This window comes from Shewanella sp. 10N.286.45.A1 (assembly GCF_041470405.1).
Classification (GTDB): domain Bacteria; phylum Pseudomonadota; class Gammaproteobacteria; order Enterobacterales; family Shewanellaceae; genus Shewanella.
Window position 1 is genome coordinate 1 of record NZ_JBFRMK010000019.1, and the last position, 15,373, is coordinate 15,373.

Below are 15,373 nucleotides of genomic sequence, written 5' to 3' on the forward strand. Positions count from 1 at the left end.
TGCAATTGGTATTAGATAACGCCGATGGTTGACATATTTTGTCAATTAGTCGATAGTTCACAGTCCATCTTATATAGAGGTGGATTTTTAGGTTTAGCTAGACCGTAGTATTGGTAATTAAGTAGGAGCGTGAATGACTGATCAAACGCAAACAATGGCACTAATGGTTCCTCAAAGTAGTGGAAGCCTCGAGTCTTATATTCACTCAGCGCACAGCATCTCTATGCTGGATGCGGAGAAAGAGTATGAGCTAGCGAAGCGCCTACAGGAAACTGGTGACCTAAGTGCTGCGAAAGAGCTGATTATGTCGCATCTACGTTTTGTAGTGCATGTTGCTAAAGGCTACTCAGGATACGGTCTACCGCAAGCCGATTTGATTCAAGAAGGTAATATTGGCTTGATGAAAGCCGTTAAGCGTTTTGACCCAGATGTGGGTGTGCGCTTGGTATCATTTGCCGTACATTGGATTAAAGCTGAAATTCATGAATATGTGCTTAAAAACTGGCGCATAGTGAAAGTGGCAACCACAAAAGCACAACGTAAGTTGTTCTTTAACCTTCGTAAAACTAAGAAGCGTCTTGGCTGGTTTAGTGATAATGAAGTCGGTATGGTTGCAGAAAGCTTGGGTGTTTCTAAAGCCGACGTGACCGAAATGGAATCACGCATGGCTGCCCAAGATCCTGCTTTTGATCTTGCTAGTGATAATGATGATGAACATGATTATGCGCCTATGCATTATCTTGAAGATCATTCATCGGACTTAGCGTCTCAAGTTGAAAATGACAACTGGGAACAAAGCAACCAAACGCGTCTGCTGTCAGCTATCAAGACTCTTGATGAGCGTAGTCAGCACATTCTTCAGGCTCGTTGGTTAAATGAAGACAAAACCACGTTACAAGAGCTAGCAGCAACTTACCAAGTGTCGGCAGAGCGTATTCGCCAACTTGAGAAGAATGCAATGAACAAGTTAAAAGGACGAATGGAAGGCTAAGGCTTTTTGTTAGTGCTTTAAAGAAAACCTGCTTAACAGCAGGTTTTTTATGTCTGGAACATTTGTTCCAGACATTGTTTTTGAAATCAAGCTACGCTTGACTAACGTCGTGGGATTCCATCCCACACCCGGGCAAGGAGGACTGCTCGTCCTTATCCTCCTTGCATCCACCATGACGCCCCGAAGAAGTTAGATGCATTAAGTACAGGCCTCGCACTTATTCAAAATAACCTAGCGCTTCCGATGGGACATCCTGTCCCGCGAAAGCTATGCCCACGTCCGTGTGGGCATTACGGCTATTTCTTCAGCGTACTTCGGCAACTTCTATGGGGAACTAATATTTTCTGAAGTTAGTTTTTATACTATATGGCATTGAATCTATATTTCTAATCCAAGTGGTGATGAGTTGTGCTCTAAAGATTCTGTATAGATACAGATTGGGAGCTCGGAACAATCCTAATCACGTTTCATAGTGTGGAAACTTCTCTGGAAATCGAGGTGTTCTTGCTCAATAAGGCACTATACTATTGATGGATGAAGCTGAGTTAATATATAGGTTTTATTGCACTAAAATATGGTTGTGAACGCTAATTAATCCCGGATTGGAATATAGTTTTACGCATGCTTTATAAATGGTTTTTATTAATTACGTTAATATTTTTATACCATTTTTAAATATTCACTATTATGAATTTTACGATGGTGATAATTATTCACGCTTAAGTGTCATTAATTATTCTCAATTCGGGTTGATGATTTATTGTTGACTATTTTTGTTTTTGTTTGTTAAAGTTGGCATGTTTTAGGTAAATAGTTATTTTTTTAATATTATAATAAGGACATTTGTTAATGAATAAGCTAAAACTATGCGCTATTGCTGCTTTTGCTGTTACTTGTTTCAATGCTAATGCTGGAGGCTGGAGTTATGAAGAGACCCCTATATTAAGTGAGCCATACACTCAATATAAAACAACATGTAGATATTCCAGTTCCGAAAGATATGTTGTGAACAACAGATATGTTCATACAAAACATCATAATGAGTCAGTTACATCAACATGGGCTCGTAGCCCTGGAGCATGTGCTAGTGGGTGGAATGTTATATGGGGATGGGACAATGTTGATCCTGATGGTGTTACAAGGTATAAAGAAAAGAGTACGCTTGTTCCTCTAGTGGCTAAAGATATAGATACTAGAATAAGAAGAGACCAAATAGGTACTGAGTGTAATCGAGTTTGGAAAGCTAATGGCCCCTATAATGGAGCCAATGGCGTACATTGTGATTCAGAAGCACCACGATAATTTATTTATGCTTGTTTTATAAGTAATGATTGCTAATTAAGGGTAGTATACGTATTTGAAATGTTGCGTAAATAGCTTATCTAGTTATCGAGCTGAAAAATAAATTATTGCAAGGTAATTCAATGTTGTTTTATTTGCATTAATTGTTTAATTCATGCTTGAGTGTAATCTAATTTTTACTCTGTAAATGATGGTGTTTGTATTTATGCAGGCTATAAGAATATTTATAGCCTGTTATAATTTATAATGTAACTTACATGAATTTATGGACTAGTAAAGCACGGCTGCAACCACTTCCTTGCGCACAACTTTAATCCCGACTGTGGAGATATCAGGCCATGGGTAATATTGCCTTGGTCTTTTAAAGCGGGCAATTTTGTTGACGAGAAATTTGCTCAACTCGGCTTCTGATGGTTGGCCTGTCGAATGACTCGCGATTTTAATTATTGCTGCGGGTAGGCTGCCAAATTTGTCATCGGCGATGGCAAAGACAATGGCGTCATCTATCTGTGGGTGTAGCTTTAGCGCTGCTTCTATCTCTTCTGGTTGGATATTCTCGCCGCCACTGATAAACATGTTGTCGGCTCGGCCATCAATGCATAGGTTGGCGTTTTCATCCCAATGGCCCAGATCTTTGGTGTAGAACCAGCCGTCGTTATTTAGCGGCCGACTATAACCGTCGTGGGTTTGACCGTTTCTTTTCAACGAGTCTTTTTTAAGGTATCCGAGAAACAAACACTCGCCTTTTACCCATATTTCACCATCAACGATTTTGAGTCCTCGCTTGGGTAACACTGTACCGCTAGAGCCATCGGCACGTGCTTTACCTGTGGTGATCTGCGAGCTCATCTCTGTCATGCCATAGCTGGTAAAGGCAGCTATGTTAAGCGTGTCGAGATGCTGCAATAGATCGGCTGAGATCACGCCGCCACCCAGTAGCATAGCTTTTACTTGGCTAAGATCGCAGTTATCGCTGGTAAGCAGCTGTTGCAGTTGGGCGCTGACCAGTGATAGATGACTGACTTTGTCGCGGCCTAATTGTATTGCCAGGCTAATTTTTTTGTCTTCAAATACCACGCAGGCGCCGGCGAGTGCACAGCGATTGGCAATCGCTAATCCACCTATATGAAACAGTGGTAGCGACAATAACCAACTATCCTTTGCTGTGATATCAATAAGCGATTTTGAGCCATTCGCACTGGCGATATGATTCGCCAAACTATGTACGGCAGCTTTAGGTAAGCCCGTGCTGCCAGATGTGAGAATGGCGTTGACGCCTTGGTTTGGGTCAATGTTTAGTGCTGGTACTGGTACTGGTACTGGTGCTGAAGCTCTGCTGTGCTGAGTAAAATCGAGATTTAATTGCTGAGTAATATCGTTACTAAGTGCCGCACGCAGCGCTGGGGTGGGGCTGCTACTTGAACTGTCGGCTAACCAGCAGTAACCATATTGATGAGTGTGGATCAGCTCTAGTAGCTGCTTGGGTGCGAATCGTGGTGAGATAGGACAAAACAACATACCGTGATCAACACAGGCCCAATATAGCGTGAGTAATTCTGGTTGGTTATGGCCGATGCAGGCAATTCTATCGCCTCGTTGTACGCCAGCTTGTATCAACTGTTCGCCGATAGCCAGCACTTGTTGACTGAAGGTTTGGTAGCTGACTTTTAGCTCTGCGATACGGTAAGCAGCGGTATTAGGTGCTATGGCTGCGCGCTGATGGATCGGCGAGATCATTATGTTGTCTGCATTATGTTGTGACATCTCGGACTACAACGCTAATAACAGTTGTAGGTCGCTCAGCTCTAGGCATTTAGCTTTGCCTGAGCTTTGCAGTAAGTCTTGGCTAAAGGCAGCTAAAGTGTCTATACCAGGGATCTCATCCGGTGTTGCTATATTAGCCAGGCGACTCAGAGCATCAATGCCTAAGCTGGCCTCTAAACTTGAGCTCAGAATGCTCCGTACTCCGTGTTCATTAGCAACATGCTGCAATGCTTGTAGTTTATCTAAGCTACCTAGCAGCATAGGCTTGATGATAATGGCGCAAAGTCCTGCTTGCATCTCAAATTGGTAGTCTGGGTCATTGAGTGACTCATCAAGTGCCCAAGGTGCCTCTATGGCTTTATAAAAACTAGGATTATCGCTCGGTTGCTTGCAGGGCTCTTCGATATACTCAATGGCATGTAACGGGATACAGGCGATAAATTCGATTGCTTGTTGTAACTCAAAGCCGCGATTGGCATCTAGCCTAAGTTTGAGATCAGGCCGAATCGCTAAGATCTGATGAATAAGTTGGATTTCATCTTCTAGCGATGTCTGCGCCACTTTGACTTTTACTGCATGGACATTGCTGGCAAGTGCGGCCACCCGCTGAGCAACAGCATTCAGAGGTTCATCTTGGTTGCGATAGATAAGTGGTATTGTGCGACTCTCTAGGCTATGGCCGTTAAGTGAGCCCATCAGTTTGGCGTGCATTAAGCTTAAACCAAAGGCGATAGCATGCTGCTCAGTATTGTCTGCTAAATCTAGCAGCGTATCGACAGGCTGTTGCAGTAGTAAGGGTAAGTTGTTAGTTAGTTCTGTAACGGTTTGGGCTAAGGAGTGCTGGCTAAAACCTGTGAGGGGATTGCCATCGACATCGTGACCAGAAAGGGGCGAGATCTCAACATATTCAGTGCGTTCGCTAGAATCTGTTGTGGCTGTCACGGCAAGAACTAAGCCGCTACGATTATCTATCCGTTGTTTACCCACTGGCAGTAATCGATCCAGTTCAATACTGAATTGATAAAGGCTAAGTTTACTCAGAATCATTTAGAGGCCTATTAGGTAATATTGGGTTAACGGCAAGGGGTTTCAGTAGCCGCAAAACTAGCTGACTAAAGGTGTCAGGCGCTGCGCTATGAACATTATGGCCACTGGCATTCACAGGATAAAGCTTGAGTGGGTATTGTTGCTTCCAGCACGTGGCGAGTGACAGAAACTTGTTATCATCGGAGCCTGCAATAAAAAAACAGGGCGCATTAATAACTGCAGGTGTATCCCACAAGTCAGCTTGTTGTGCCAGTGAGGTGGCTTGATAACAGTTACTTAGGTTTACGCCTTGGTTGCCGCTGCGGCGTTTAATCATCGTTTGTTGCTGTTGATTACTCAAATCAGCAAATACAGCTTGTTGGTACCATTGGGTCAAAAACGTTGTGATATCAAGTTGGGCGAGCTTATCTCCCCATTGCGCATCATTGATTTTTCGCTGTGCTTTATCTTGCTCGGATTGTAGACCTGGATGGCAAGACTCTAGGATAAGGCTTAGTACACAACTCGGATAGCGGCGAGCCAGATGCAGTGCAATGCGGCCGCCGAGCGAGTAACCGATCAGATGATATTGTTTGACCCCTAGTGTTGCGACTGTTTGCTCAATGAGCTCACAACAAGTCTCAAACCCTGGCGTCGGCAGCGGCTGATTGAGACTGTCACCATGGCCGGGCAGGTCAATGCTAATACAGTAATATTGCTCAGCGAGTACTTCGGTGACCGCTAACCAATCTTGTTTATCGCCTAAGAAACCATGCAGTAGCACTATGGCAGGGTTGTTAGGTTGACCTTGGCAGCGATAACTTAGCATTAACTCTGTTTTATCCAAGTGGCTATGGCAGCAATTTGATCGCTCGCTTGATTCTGCGACACGCTAACCTCAATAACTGATGGGCCAGCATAAGTCATTGCATACTCATAAGATTCAATAAAATCTTCGAGATTATCGACTTGGTTATAAGCTAAACCAAACATGGCAGCACCAAAACCGAATTCTAAACCATGAGATAAACGGTAGTAGTCAGTTCTGAGTTGCTCGTTAGGAACAGGTAATAGGTTAAATATATTGCCACCATCATTATTGAGAATAACAATGACAAAAGGACTAGTGACCGTTCGGGCAATCGCCAGTGAGTTGAGATCATGCAACTGCGAGATATCACCAATAATTAATGTCGTGGGTTTTTTATCTGCCACCGCCACTCCCGACGCCGTGGCTAACAAGCCGTCAATTCCTGACGCGCCGCGATTAGTAAACACGTTGGCGTAATCAGCTGTAATAGGCGCATACATATTAAATAAGCGCACAGGTAAGCTATTACCAATAAACAACTGCTGGGCTGCAGTTTGCCGCTGGGCTATGGCTCTAATGGCCTGCGCTTCACCAAAATCGGCATGATCTATCTGTTGTTTAAATAACGTCTCCAGCGCGGCATTATGCTGCGTGAGCGGCAGTGCCCACTGCGCCTCAGAGGAGCGTGGCCATGGCAACTGGCTAAAGGTATCAGCTTTGGCTATCCACTGTTGTTTAGCTTTATGGCTAGGATCGAGCCTTTGTTGCTGAGGCAAGACTTGCCAGTAATCCTTCCACGGTTTTTCGTTCAAATAGCTGATGAGCCGTTTTGATAAAATACGACCGCCAAACACCAGTACTTTTTCTGCTTGCGCTAATATCGCTTGAGACTTTGGATGCAGTAGTAGTTGATCGATATTGCCAATGGCTGCATTGTTTTGTCTAAGCTGCGATTGCGCGTCGGTCAGAATTGGCCAGCCGAGCTTAATAGACAGTGCGATGAGTTGCTCTGGATTATGCTCAGGAGGCAGTGTCGCCGCCACAATCACCCCTTTGCCATGGACAAATCGGGCTAATGCATCAGTAGTCGGCAGCTGTGATGCGGTATGCGCAGCGTACTGAATATAGGGCGTGTTACCTTGTTGCCATTGAGCGACAGGTTTTAAATACTGGCTAAAATCAGCCTGTGGTTCAGCGGGATAGAGTGGTTCACGGTACATACAGTTTATATGCACTGGTTGGGTTTGATTACTCACTGCATCATCGATACTGCTTAAAAGCGCTGCCGGACTGATGTTGAGATCAGGCGTTGGTAAATTGAGTGCCTTAGCGTATTGGGCAAATATTGCAGGCTGAGTGATGGCTTGGTTAGCGCCGCAGTCAATCAGCTCTGGCGGACGGTCACCAGACAGTACAATAAGCGGAACCTGGGTTAGCCAAGCTTCAATGATTGCTGGATATAGGTTGGCAACTGCGGTACCTGAAGTGGTAATTATCGCCACCGGAGCCGCGCTAGCTTTAGCCAATCCTAGTGCCATAAAGCCGAGTCCACGCTCATCAAAATGCAGATGCTGACTGAGGTTTGTCTGTTTAGCGGCGGCAAGAGTGAGTGGCGTGGAGCGAGAGCCCGGCGCCATACACACATGTTTAACGCCTAGACGAGCAAGCTCCTCTAAGATCAATGTGCCCCATAACAAATTCAGTTCAGCTGTATGTTCAGTTTGCATAGATAAGTACCATCCCAATGATAATGCTAGTTTAACTTGCTTTAGCGCAAAGGAATATGATCAGCTTTGGTTTTATACCAACTCGATTCAATCCTAGTCTGAATTTTGCTTTTAGCCTTGATTATCAATCCATTCGCTCATTACCACATGGGTTTTAATTTTAGTTATATCGGGGTGAGCGTCGATAAATTCACGAATTTGATGTAATCGCTTCATTGATGATGCACTCACATAAACCAGAAGATCCATATCGCCAGTAATGCCTCTGCAGGTCATTATCTCTGGAATGGTACGGAATACTTTGACGATGTCTGCACAGTTCGGACATTGATGACGGATCTCAAAGTAAGCCGTTACCCCTTCTGTTTGCGAGGCACTGAGTAGGACTTGGTAACCACGAATGGTACCGTTTTTTTCCATCTTTCTAATTCGCTCTGTGACAGCGGAGCGAGATAGGTTAACCTCTGCTGCAATATCTGAAATGCTACGACGAGCATCAGCTCTTAGTGCCGTTACAATAGCGTTATCAAACTTATCCATAGCGTATCCAACATAATGACTGTAAATGAGAGGGCAACCGACAAAGTGACGGCATATTCGGTGAACTTGGTTGCGAATAAGCGCAGATTGAAGCTCAGTGTAGAATTATAATAGTGCCATTGAAGTCAGTGAGTATATGAGATGAACCAAATATCAGCAACAATAGGACGTTGGCAAGGTGCCGGCTTGATGGCCACCACTTTGTTGGGCACCGGAGTATTTATCCTACCGCAAATGACCATAGTCACTGCGGGACACGGCGCATTAATCGCATGGTTGGTGCTCACGTTAGCCATCATTCCAGTAACCTTAGTATTTGGCCGTTTAGCCAGTGTGCTACCCCATGCCGCTGGCCCTGCGTACTTTGTCGAAAAGGCTTTTGGCCGAACTGCGGGTCGAACCATCGGATTAATGTTTCTGCTGGTGGTGCCTATCGGAGCGCCTGCTGCAATTCTGATGACTTTTCAGTTTGTTAATGCATTAGTGCCGATAGAGGGCTGGGCGCAGGTGGCGACTGAATTGTTACTGCTTGGTATATTGTTGCTGTTAAACCTAAGAGGTATTCAGGTCTCTGCCAAGCTGCAATTTGCATTAACTCTTGCCATTGTTTCTGTGGTGGTGGCACTGTTTGGTGGCGTGGGAATGAGCTTGTCAGAGCTTGAATCTTTTACCCATCAAGATAGCCCTAACGTGAGTTTAGTGATGGCGGCTGTCGGTATCGCTTTTTGGAGTTTTCTTGGTATTGAAGCGATGACGCATTTGGCGGGCGATTTTCGTAACCCTAAGCGAGATATGATCCCGGCTATGCTTATTGGTACGGTGCTGGTGGGTGTTGTCTATTTAGCTTGTACATTACTGTTGCTTGTGGTGCCAAGTGAAACACCGGTGGCAATGGTCGGGGCGTTTGATAGCTTATTGGGTGGTTATGGCGCGCAGGTGATAGGCATTTTAGGGATTGTCAGTGGTTTGGCGACTGTTAATGTCTATACCGCCAGTGTCTCTAGGCTTATCTGGAGTTTTAGCCGTGACGGTGTGTTACCCAAGTATTTTAACCAGCTCAATCAGCACAACTCTCCTGCTCGGGCATCAATCGCGGTATTGGTTTCAATGGCATTGGTGATAATTCTGACCTATGTGACTGGCCAGCAATTAGAAGATCTAATTGCTTGGAGCAATGGGGTGTTTGTGATTATCTATTTGGCGGCTATGTTTGCCGCCGCAAAACTGCTGAGTAAGCGCTACCTGCCATTAGTCGCGCTTAGTTGTATTTTATGTGCTGTTATTGGTTTTGCATTAGGTTGGAATATGGCTTACGCCATACTGTTAATGCTAGTGTTATTTCCAATATTGTGGCTACAAAAAACGCATTTAAATCGTAAGCAAGTAGGCTGCTAAATACCTTAAGATTGCTGTTGTGTTTCAATGGCAAGATTACGCATTTGAATCAGCTCGCTATGCCTTAAATAGAGTAGTTCTGAAGTACGGCGGATCATCTGGTCTTCATATTGGCACAGATGACCGTCTGCATAAGCAAGGCGCCACATTGCTAAGATTAACTGCTGTTTTTGTTCAATATCAAAACTGTCATTAATCGCTTGGGTAAATTCGAATAAAGAGGTCGAATTACTTTGTGATACGGTCGCGTCTTTTATTAACGCGTCGACATCATTTACTGACAAACCTAAAGTGGTGGTAAGCAGCTCGGGCAGTATCTTTGCCTCTTCATCTGACATGGTCTCATCGGCCATAACCACTTCTAACAGTAAACTTGCAGCTGCGAGATTGAGATGATGAGCTTGCTCCTCGGCAGATAATGTCTGATTAGGGGATTCAAAAAACTGTTTTAGCTTGGCAAGCATATAAAATCCTCATTAGGTGAAGGCCATGGCATTTTAGCGTTGTTATGTTGCTTGCTATGAGTAGCGTCGACAAGCATAAGTATGGCTACAATTGTCTCGTTTATAGATTTTTAATGGTAAGTTTGTATTGGTTTCAATAAACGATGTATTAATGCTATGGCGGTGACTATAAATTAGAGCAGCAAACAAAGAGAGAGTTCCATCTTGGTTTATATTAATAGCATAAACCAAGATGGTAAGGGACTTATAAAATAGCGCCAAGACCCTTCATCAAAAGATCTGAAGTACCAGAAGTACCATTCGCATCGAGGTAGCCTTTAACGATATCAACCATAGGCGCTGCAAGATCTTTAGAGATCCCTAGCTTTTCGAAGGCATCATAAACCATTGCTCCGCCCTGTAATGATTCACCGAATCCGCCAGCTTTGGATAGTAGACCAGACATGCCTGATTCGTTGTCTAGCTCAGGCACCGCGCCTAGTAAGCCGTCGATACCCGGGATTGAATCTGAAATAGAACTAAAGTCACTGCTGCCCAAAGAAGACTGTGCCAATGATAGCAAGCTACCTAAGCCGCCTTCTGCTTGGTCCTGGCTTAAACCTAGTTGTGACATGACACTGCCAACTAAGTCGCTTGATTCTGATGGCTTAGATACGGCGTTGGTCACTTCTGTTAGCGAGTCTAACCCGTAAGCGGAAGCCTGAGTCGATACAAGGCTAAGCATAGCGAGAAACGTTGCAGTCAATAATTTCATGAGGGTTATCCTTTAAGGTTTATCTGTTGCAGTTTTTGTTAGTTTAACGGTTTTAACAGTTTGTTTGCAGTTTTTTTACTTTTTAGAAATAGTAAATACGTGATTTGAACTGTGCATTAATTACCAAATTTGGGTATCCTTAGCCCTAATTCGTGTTATTCAATTTCAATGTTTGGAATACCCTATGTCATTATCAGCCATCTTGACTCAAGCTTTTAATTTTTTTCGTAATAATATTAGCCAATTAGCAACGCTACTGGTTCCTGTATTGTTTATCCAGGTGGGTATACAGCTATGGTTGAGCCTAGAAATTAACGCTGCCGATCTTGAAAACCCACAGTTTGGCACTAGTCATATGGTCGCTATGATGGTGTTGCTGTTGGTTTTTTCTTTTCTTATCGCCGCTCTGACACTGTTTTTAGAGATCCGCTCACAAGGGCATAGCCCAAGTAATGCAATGATCTTAAAAACCAGTCTAAATTTTGTGCCCACTCTTTTGTTAGCCGGAGTACTTTCAGGTTTAGCGGTTGTAGGTCCATTTATTGTGTTGCTGGCAATTAACCCAATGCTAGGGATTATTGGTTTAGTATTAAGCATTTATCTATTTGCTAGACTTGCCTATGTTAACTTCATGGTGGTTGTAGAGCGATTAACGCCACTGGAAGCGATTAAGCGTAGTTTCACTTTTAGCGGACCAATCACGCTGAAAACTATCACTGTATTGTTAATCTATATCCCTATCTCACTTGCTGGTGGGGTATTGGCTCTGGCTACACAGCTTGGCGGTGTGCCTTTGCAGCTTGTTGGCGAAGTGATTGTGGCTTTCTTCGGCCTATTTGTGAACGTAGCACTGTTCCGTTTGTACATGGTTTCACGTGATGATTCTGATGTGCAGGGCAATCTAGAGCAGTAATTACGGCTATTGCTTATCAACTTTATCACGGGTGTTGAGTTAAATGCTCGTGATAGAGTTTCAATATATCACTGTGTGGTGCCGCTAGCGGCGTAGGAGTGTATCTTGTTAAACGATATTGAATTCGTTAATCAGTTTTCGGCAGAGCTGGGGCAAGACTACCGTAAAGCCAAAAGTTTTGTTAGTGATGTACCTACTCAGGCGCTTCTACACGTAAGAAGCTTTAGCCACAAGCTTACTAGTTTGCTGGCCGAGAAACGTTCAATTCATTTTGATAGCCCCAACCTCTACGACCGAATAGAACTACTGAATCAACGTCGATTAATCGATGTAAAAACCACTCGAGCACTGCATAAATTACGCACAGACGGTAACCGTGGTGCGCACCCTGAAAAGTATCATCTAACGCCTGAACAACTGCAGCAGCTTAGTCAACGAGCGATTAAGAACCTGTTGCAGCTCGTGGACACCTTGTTTAAGCAAGTCACTGGCAATGTCACTCCTGAATATTACTTTGAAGAGTTTGATGCCTTAGCGGGTAGAGATCTCTGTTACCGCGCAGTGATGGAGCGAGATGCTGAGTCACAATATTTGGTGGGAATGTCACTCAAAGCGCGGGCGCTAATGCAAAGGGAGCAGGAGCTCGCTTTGCAAGAACGGAGTGAGGACAGTGTAAAGGAGCGTTCTAGCGCATCTTTCAAGCAAGCGAGCTATTGGTTTTCTCAGGCTGCTGAGCACGATATTAATGCACTTTTTGAACATGGAGTCGCATTAATTCATGGCTATAGTGGTGAGTTTGATGTTATTGCAGGTGAGCAGGCAATTGCCAAAGCGGCCGCTGCGGGCGTTGCCAATGCGATGGCACTACTCGGTTATTTTTACTTAGTTGGCAGTCAACATTTTACCGCTGATATAGAGCTTGCAGAGCAGTATTTAAGCCAGGCCGCAAAGTTAGAGCAGTCTGAAGCGATGGCTAACTTAGGGGTACTTTATTACCAGAAATCAGATTTGCAGTGCGCTTATAAATATATCAGCCGTGCAGCAAAAGCAGGTTTTCCACACGCACAATTTCACCTTGCTCTGATGTTGGCTCGTGGTGAAGGCTGTGAAGTTGATGCGATCAAAAGTGAGTACTGGTTAGCCGAAGCTGCTGAACAAGGGCAGGTGGATGCCATGTTTTCCAGAGCGCAAACAATGCTGCATGATGATACTGGCCTGATAGAGGATTACACGCAGGCTGAAGGTTATTTACGTGAAGTGATAAAGTACGGTCATAGCGTGCCAGCCATGATCGAGTTAAGTATCGCTCTGGCCGATGGTGTACTTGGTCGCATCGACGTGGTTGCATCAGCCTCGTTACTCAAACTCGCTAAAGAGCATGCAAATGCAGAAGAGTTGGCAGTTATTGAGCCTTTGTGGACATCACTTGAACAGCAGGTTTTGTCTGTGATGCAGATGACCACTTCGCCACAAGAGAAAGAAGCATTAATAAAAGCCGCTGAATTACTGAGTTAGGTCGTATAGGGTTTTAGCTTTCCCCCATGCTAGTTGAAGATGCAATCTGAAAATACTGGCTCGATTCTTTATGAATATTCACCTCATTTGTTGCAATTTTAGAGTGATAACCTCTAATATTTAACCTGGATGCTTTTTCTGCAGTTACCTTTATTTTAAGTATAAAATTTGGAATAGTAGTTTCAGTTATTTTTTTATTCTACTATTGAATTTTATATAGATAATTACACTGCATGTTATTTTGTACACTCTTCACTCTGCTGTTTGTTAAAATCCTCTTGTATACATTATGCAATCTGTGTACATTAGCTTCAAATAAATATTGGAGCGCTATATGTCCTACTCTGCCACTAATGAAGCCAATTCTATTCTTATCTCTTTAGCTTCCTTGAAAAGTATAAATATTGAGTTGAATCATTTTGCAGAGCGCTATGTCCGATTGGCACTGGCGATTGGGCAGCACGATGACCTTTATATTGACGCCTATTTTGGCCCAAGGGTTTGGAAGGAAGAAGCCTATTGGCAGCCCATGACAGCGCTTAGATCGCAGTTTGAAGAAGGCACTCAGTTACTTAATGTGTTGGGGGGCAAAAAGTTTAATGCAGAGTTACAAGCACGGTATAACTTTTTAGAGAAACAGTGGTTATCTATTGGTGCTTATTTAGACTTATTAGAGGGTAAGGAGCTTAGCTTTGATGAAGAGGCTGCAAGATTATATGACTCTTCTGTGGCTAATTTTCAGCGAGATGAATTAAAAGCAATACACCTTGAGCTCGATCGACTATTGCCTGGCATTGGGAGTTTGCAGAGCCGGTTTAATGTATTTAAAGATAGTTACATCGTACCTAAAGATAAGGCGGCAGCCGTCTTTAATGCGGCGGTCGACAAGGCGCGAGAGTTAACGAAGTTACAGTTCGCACTGCCAGAAAATGAGAGTTGTGAAATAGAGTATGTTAATGACAAAGTCTGGACCGCCTACAACTGGTTTAAAGGTGATTATCATAGCCTTATTCAACTCAATCAAGATCAGCCGCTTACAATTGATCGATACTTGGAGCTTGCCACTCACGAAGGCTATCCTGGTCATCATGTGTTTAATGCCTTGCAGGAGCAGTTGTTAGTTAAAGAAAAAGGTTGGCTAGAGTATTCTGTTTACCCGCTCTATAGTCCAATTTCTTTCTTAGCTGAAGGCAGTGCTAATTATGCACTCCGCTTACTGATGACAGCCGAAGAAATCGTTAATTTTGAACGCGATGTATTAATGCCCTTAGCAGGACTTGATGCCGATATGGTGTTATTTCACAAAGTTTTTGCGTGTATTAAACGACTGGGATACTTTGAAAATCATGTTAGTAAGTTACTGACAGATAAAAAAATTGATCAGCAAGAGGCTATAAGGTTATTGGCTGATGATGCGCTTTATACTCATTCGCGAGCTGAACAGCGTATACGTTTCTTTGACTGCAATCGCTCTTACATTATCAATTATAGCGTAGGTGAAGATGCTGTCGCTGATTGGGTGGAATTTGACTCTGATAGTAAAGCGGTACATTGGCAGCGTTTTGAGGCCTTGCTATCAAGGCCCCGCAGCGCATCTGCAATGAAGCTTACTCGTTAGGGTTGTGCTCGAAAGTACGTCCAGCTCTTGCTGATTGAGGTGGGCTATCTTTAAAAGCTGTCTCTTTAAAAGCTGTCTCGCTGAAAGCGTCAGCTTGCTGATTGCTCTCTCTATGGAATGTTTGTCCGGCCTGCTGTTTTTGGAAACGCGCGAGCTGACGTTTCAAATAGACACGACCAAAAAGGCTTAAAGTAATAAAGGCGATGGCACCAAAAAGTAATAGAAATGGCAGTGCGACTAAAGCTAAGGTCATAAAGGCTAAACCGATAACGAATGCTAGCCAACCGCGAGAGCCTGAAAATCGGTTTTGCATTGAACTGCTTTGAAATTGGTTGTAAATCATATGTTCTCCAAAATTGCTTGATCATTAGCTTACACTAAAAAGATGAATACTGACTGAATGGGAAAGCTAATGACTTTCATAGTGCCGATAAACTAAGCTGATATCACGTTAATAAAGGTTAATCTTGATTAGGGGCTGGTGATCTTTCTAGCTTCATTTTTTAACCCTAAGACCGCGCATTGTGAGGTTCTCAGTCTTTCCACTTCTGCT

Annotated in this window: 14 protein-coding genes; 6 read left to right on the forward strand and 8 right to left on the reverse strand. The window is 43.7% G+C overall.

Annotation, left to right across the window (positions count from 1 at the left end; translation table 11 throughout):
* The first annotated feature begins 133 nt into the window (after positions 1–133).
* Both rpoH and AB4238_RS01675 read left to right on the forward strand, forming a co-directional pair.
* Entirely contained in the window at positions 134–991 is an 858-nt protein-coding gene (gene rpoH, locus AB4238_RS01670; protein ID WP_372030779.1) for an RNA polymerase sigma factor RpoH, read from the forward strand.
* An 849-nt stretch (positions 992–1,840) separates the two neighbouring features.
* Complete coding sequence (locus AB4238_RS01675; RefSeq protein ID WP_372030780.1) at positions 1,841–2,293, forward strand: hypothetical protein; 453 nt, start codon at positions 1,841–1,843, stop codon at positions 2,291–2,293.
* Between the two features lie 270 nt (positions 2,294–2,563).
* Here AB4238_RS01675 and menE read toward each other — a convergent pair whose 3' ends face one another.
* The 5 genes from menE to AB4238_RS01700 all read right to left on the reverse strand — a co-directional run bounded on the left by menE (position 2,564) and on the right by AB4238_RS01700 (position 8,161).
* Entirely contained in the window at positions 2,564–4,057 is a 1,494-nt protein-coding gene (gene menE, locus AB4238_RS01680; RefSeq protein ID WP_372030782.1) for an o-succinylbenzoate--CoA ligase, read from the reverse strand.
* Between the two features lie 6 nt (positions 4,058–4,063).
* Positions 4,064–5,104 carry an o-succinylbenzoate synthase gene (menC, locus tag AB4238_RS01685; protein WP_372030783.1) on the reverse strand — a complete coding sequence of 347 codons (1,041 nt, stop codon included), beginning with the start codon at positions 5,102–5,104 and terminating at the stop codon, positions 4,064–4,066.
* A complete protein-coding gene (gene menH / locus AB4238_RS01690; RefSeq protein ID WP_372030785.1) occupies positions 5,091–5,912 on the reverse strand; it encodes a 2-succinyl-6-hydroxy-2,4-cyclohexadiene-1-carboxylate synthase in 822 nt (273 codons plus the stop codon). Before menH ends, menC begins: the two co-directional genes overlap by 14 nt.
* Positions 5,912–7,621 carry a 2-succinyl-5-enolpyruvyl-6-hydroxy-3-cyclohexene-1-carboxylic-acid synthase gene (menD, locus tag AB4238_RS01695; RefSeq protein WP_372030786.1) on the reverse strand — a complete coding sequence of 570 codons (1,710 nt, stop codon included), beginning with the start codon at positions 7,619–7,621 and terminating at the stop codon, positions 5,912–5,914. Before menD ends, menH begins: the two co-directional genes overlap by 1 nt.
* Positions 7,622–7,732: 111 nt before the next feature.
* Positions 7,733–8,161 (reverse strand): Lrp/AsnC family transcriptional regulator, encoded by a 429-nt coding sequence (locus tag AB4238_RS01700; protein ID WP_372030788.1) that lies wholly within the window; start codon positions 8,159–8,161, stop codon positions 7,733–7,735.
* 141 nt (positions 8,162–8,302) lie between these two features.
* On the opposite strand from AB4238_RS01700, the gene yjeH reads away from it, so the two are divergent.
* Complete coding sequence (gene yjeH, locus AB4238_RS01705; RefSeq protein ID WP_372030790.1) at positions 8,303–9,556, forward strand: L-methionine/branched-chain amino acid transporter; 1,254 nt, start codon at positions 8,303–8,305, stop codon at positions 9,554–9,556.
* 5 nt (positions 9,557–9,561) lie between these two features.
* Here the strand turns inward: yjeH and AB4238_RS01710 are convergent, their stop codons facing one another.
* Positions 9,562–10,020: a TerB family tellurite resistance protein gene (locus AB4238_RS01710; protein WP_372030792.1), complete on the reverse strand. Its 459-nt coding sequence runs from the start codon at positions 10,018–10,020 to the stop codon at positions 9,562–9,564.
* Positions 10,021–10,264: 244 nt separating this feature from the next.
* A complete protein-coding gene (locus tag AB4238_RS01715; protein WP_372030794.1) occupies positions 10,265–10,774 on the reverse strand; it encodes a DUF2780 domain-containing protein in 510 nt (169 codons plus the stop codon).
* 184 nt (positions 10,775–10,958) lie between these two features.
* On the opposite strand from AB4238_RS01715, the gene AB4238_RS01720 reads away from it, so the two are divergent.
* The 3 genes from AB4238_RS01720 to AB4238_RS01730 all read left to right on the forward strand — a co-directional run bounded on the left by AB4238_RS01720 (position 10,959) and on the right by AB4238_RS01730 (position 14,820).
* On the forward strand, positions 10,959–11,687 hold the full coding sequence (locus AB4238_RS01720; protein WP_372030795.1) for a hypothetical protein: 729 nt from the start codon (positions 10,959–10,961) through the stop codon (positions 11,685–11,687).
* 105 nt (positions 11,688–11,792) lie between these two features.
* Positions 11,793–13,202: a DUF4145 domain-containing protein gene (locus AB4238_RS01725; RefSeq protein ID WP_372030796.1), complete on the forward strand. Its 1,410-nt coding sequence runs from the start codon at positions 11,793–11,795 to the stop codon at positions 13,200–13,202.
* Between the two features lie 334 nt (positions 13,203–13,536).
* Positions 13,537–14,820 (forward strand): hypothetical protein, encoded by a 1,284-nt coding sequence (locus tag AB4238_RS01730; RefSeq protein ID WP_372030798.1) that lies wholly within the window; start codon positions 13,537–13,539, stop codon positions 14,818–14,820.
* On the opposite strand, the gene AB4238_RS01735 is transcribed toward AB4238_RS01730, so the two are convergent.
* A complete protein-coding gene (locus AB4238_RS01735) occupies positions 14,810–15,163 on the reverse strand; it encodes a hypothetical protein (protein WP_372030799.1) in 354 nt (117 codons plus the stop codon). The genes AB4238_RS01730 and AB4238_RS01735 overlap by 11 nt on opposite strands.
* Positions 15,164–15,373 lie beyond the last annotated feature (210 nt).

Excerpts from the sequence above, each read along its gene's own strand:
- rpoH (WP_372030779.1), top strand. The coding sequence starts at position 134 with ATGACTGATCAAACGCAAACAATGGCACTAATGGTTCCTCAAAGTAGT.
- AB4238_RS01675 (WP_372030780.1), top strand. The coding sequence starts at position 1,841 with ATGAATAAGCTAAAACTATGCGCTATTGCTGCTTTTGCTGTTACTTGT.
- menE (WP_372030782.1), bottom strand. The coding sequence starts at position 4,057 with ATGTCACAACATAATGCAGACAACATAATGATCTCGCCGATCCATCAG.
- menC (WP_372030783.1), bottom strand. The coding sequence starts at position 5,104 with ATGATTCTGAGTAAACTTAGCCTTTATCAATTCAGTATTGAACTGGAT.
- menH (WP_372030785.1), bottom strand. The coding sequence starts at position 5,912 with ATGCTAAGTTATCGCTGCCAAGGTCAACCTAACAACCCTGCCATAGTG.
- menD (WP_372030786.1), bottom strand. The coding sequence starts at position 7,621 with ATGCAAACTGAACATACAGCTGAACTGAATTTGTTATGGGGCACATTG.
- AB4238_RS01700 (WP_372030788.1), bottom strand. The coding sequence starts at position 8,161 with ATGGATAAGTTTGATAACGCTATTGTAACGGCACTAAGAGCTGATGCT.
- yjeH (WP_372030790.1), top strand. The coding sequence starts at position 8,303 with ATGAACCAAATATCAGCAACAATAGGACGTTGGCAAGGTGCCGGCTTG.
- AB4238_RS01710 (WP_372030792.1), bottom strand. The coding sequence starts at position 10,020 with ATGCTTGCCAAGCTAAAACAGTTTTTTGAATCCCCTAATCAGACATTA.
- AB4238_RS01715 (WP_372030794.1), bottom strand. The coding sequence starts at position 10,774 with ATGAAATTATTGACTGCAACGTTTCTCGCTATGCTTAGCCTTGTATCG.
- AB4238_RS01720 (WP_372030795.1), top strand. The coding sequence starts at position 10,959 with ATGTCATTATCAGCCATCTTGACTCAAGCTTTTAATTTTTTTCGTAAT.
- AB4238_RS01730 (WP_372030798.1), top strand. The coding sequence starts at position 13,537 with ATGTCCTACTCTGCCACTAATGAAGCCAATTCTATTCTTATCTCTTTA.
- AB4238_RS01735 (WP_372030799.1), bottom strand. The coding sequence starts at position 15,163 with ATGATTTACAACCAATTTCAAAGCAGTTCAATGCAAAACCGATTTTCA.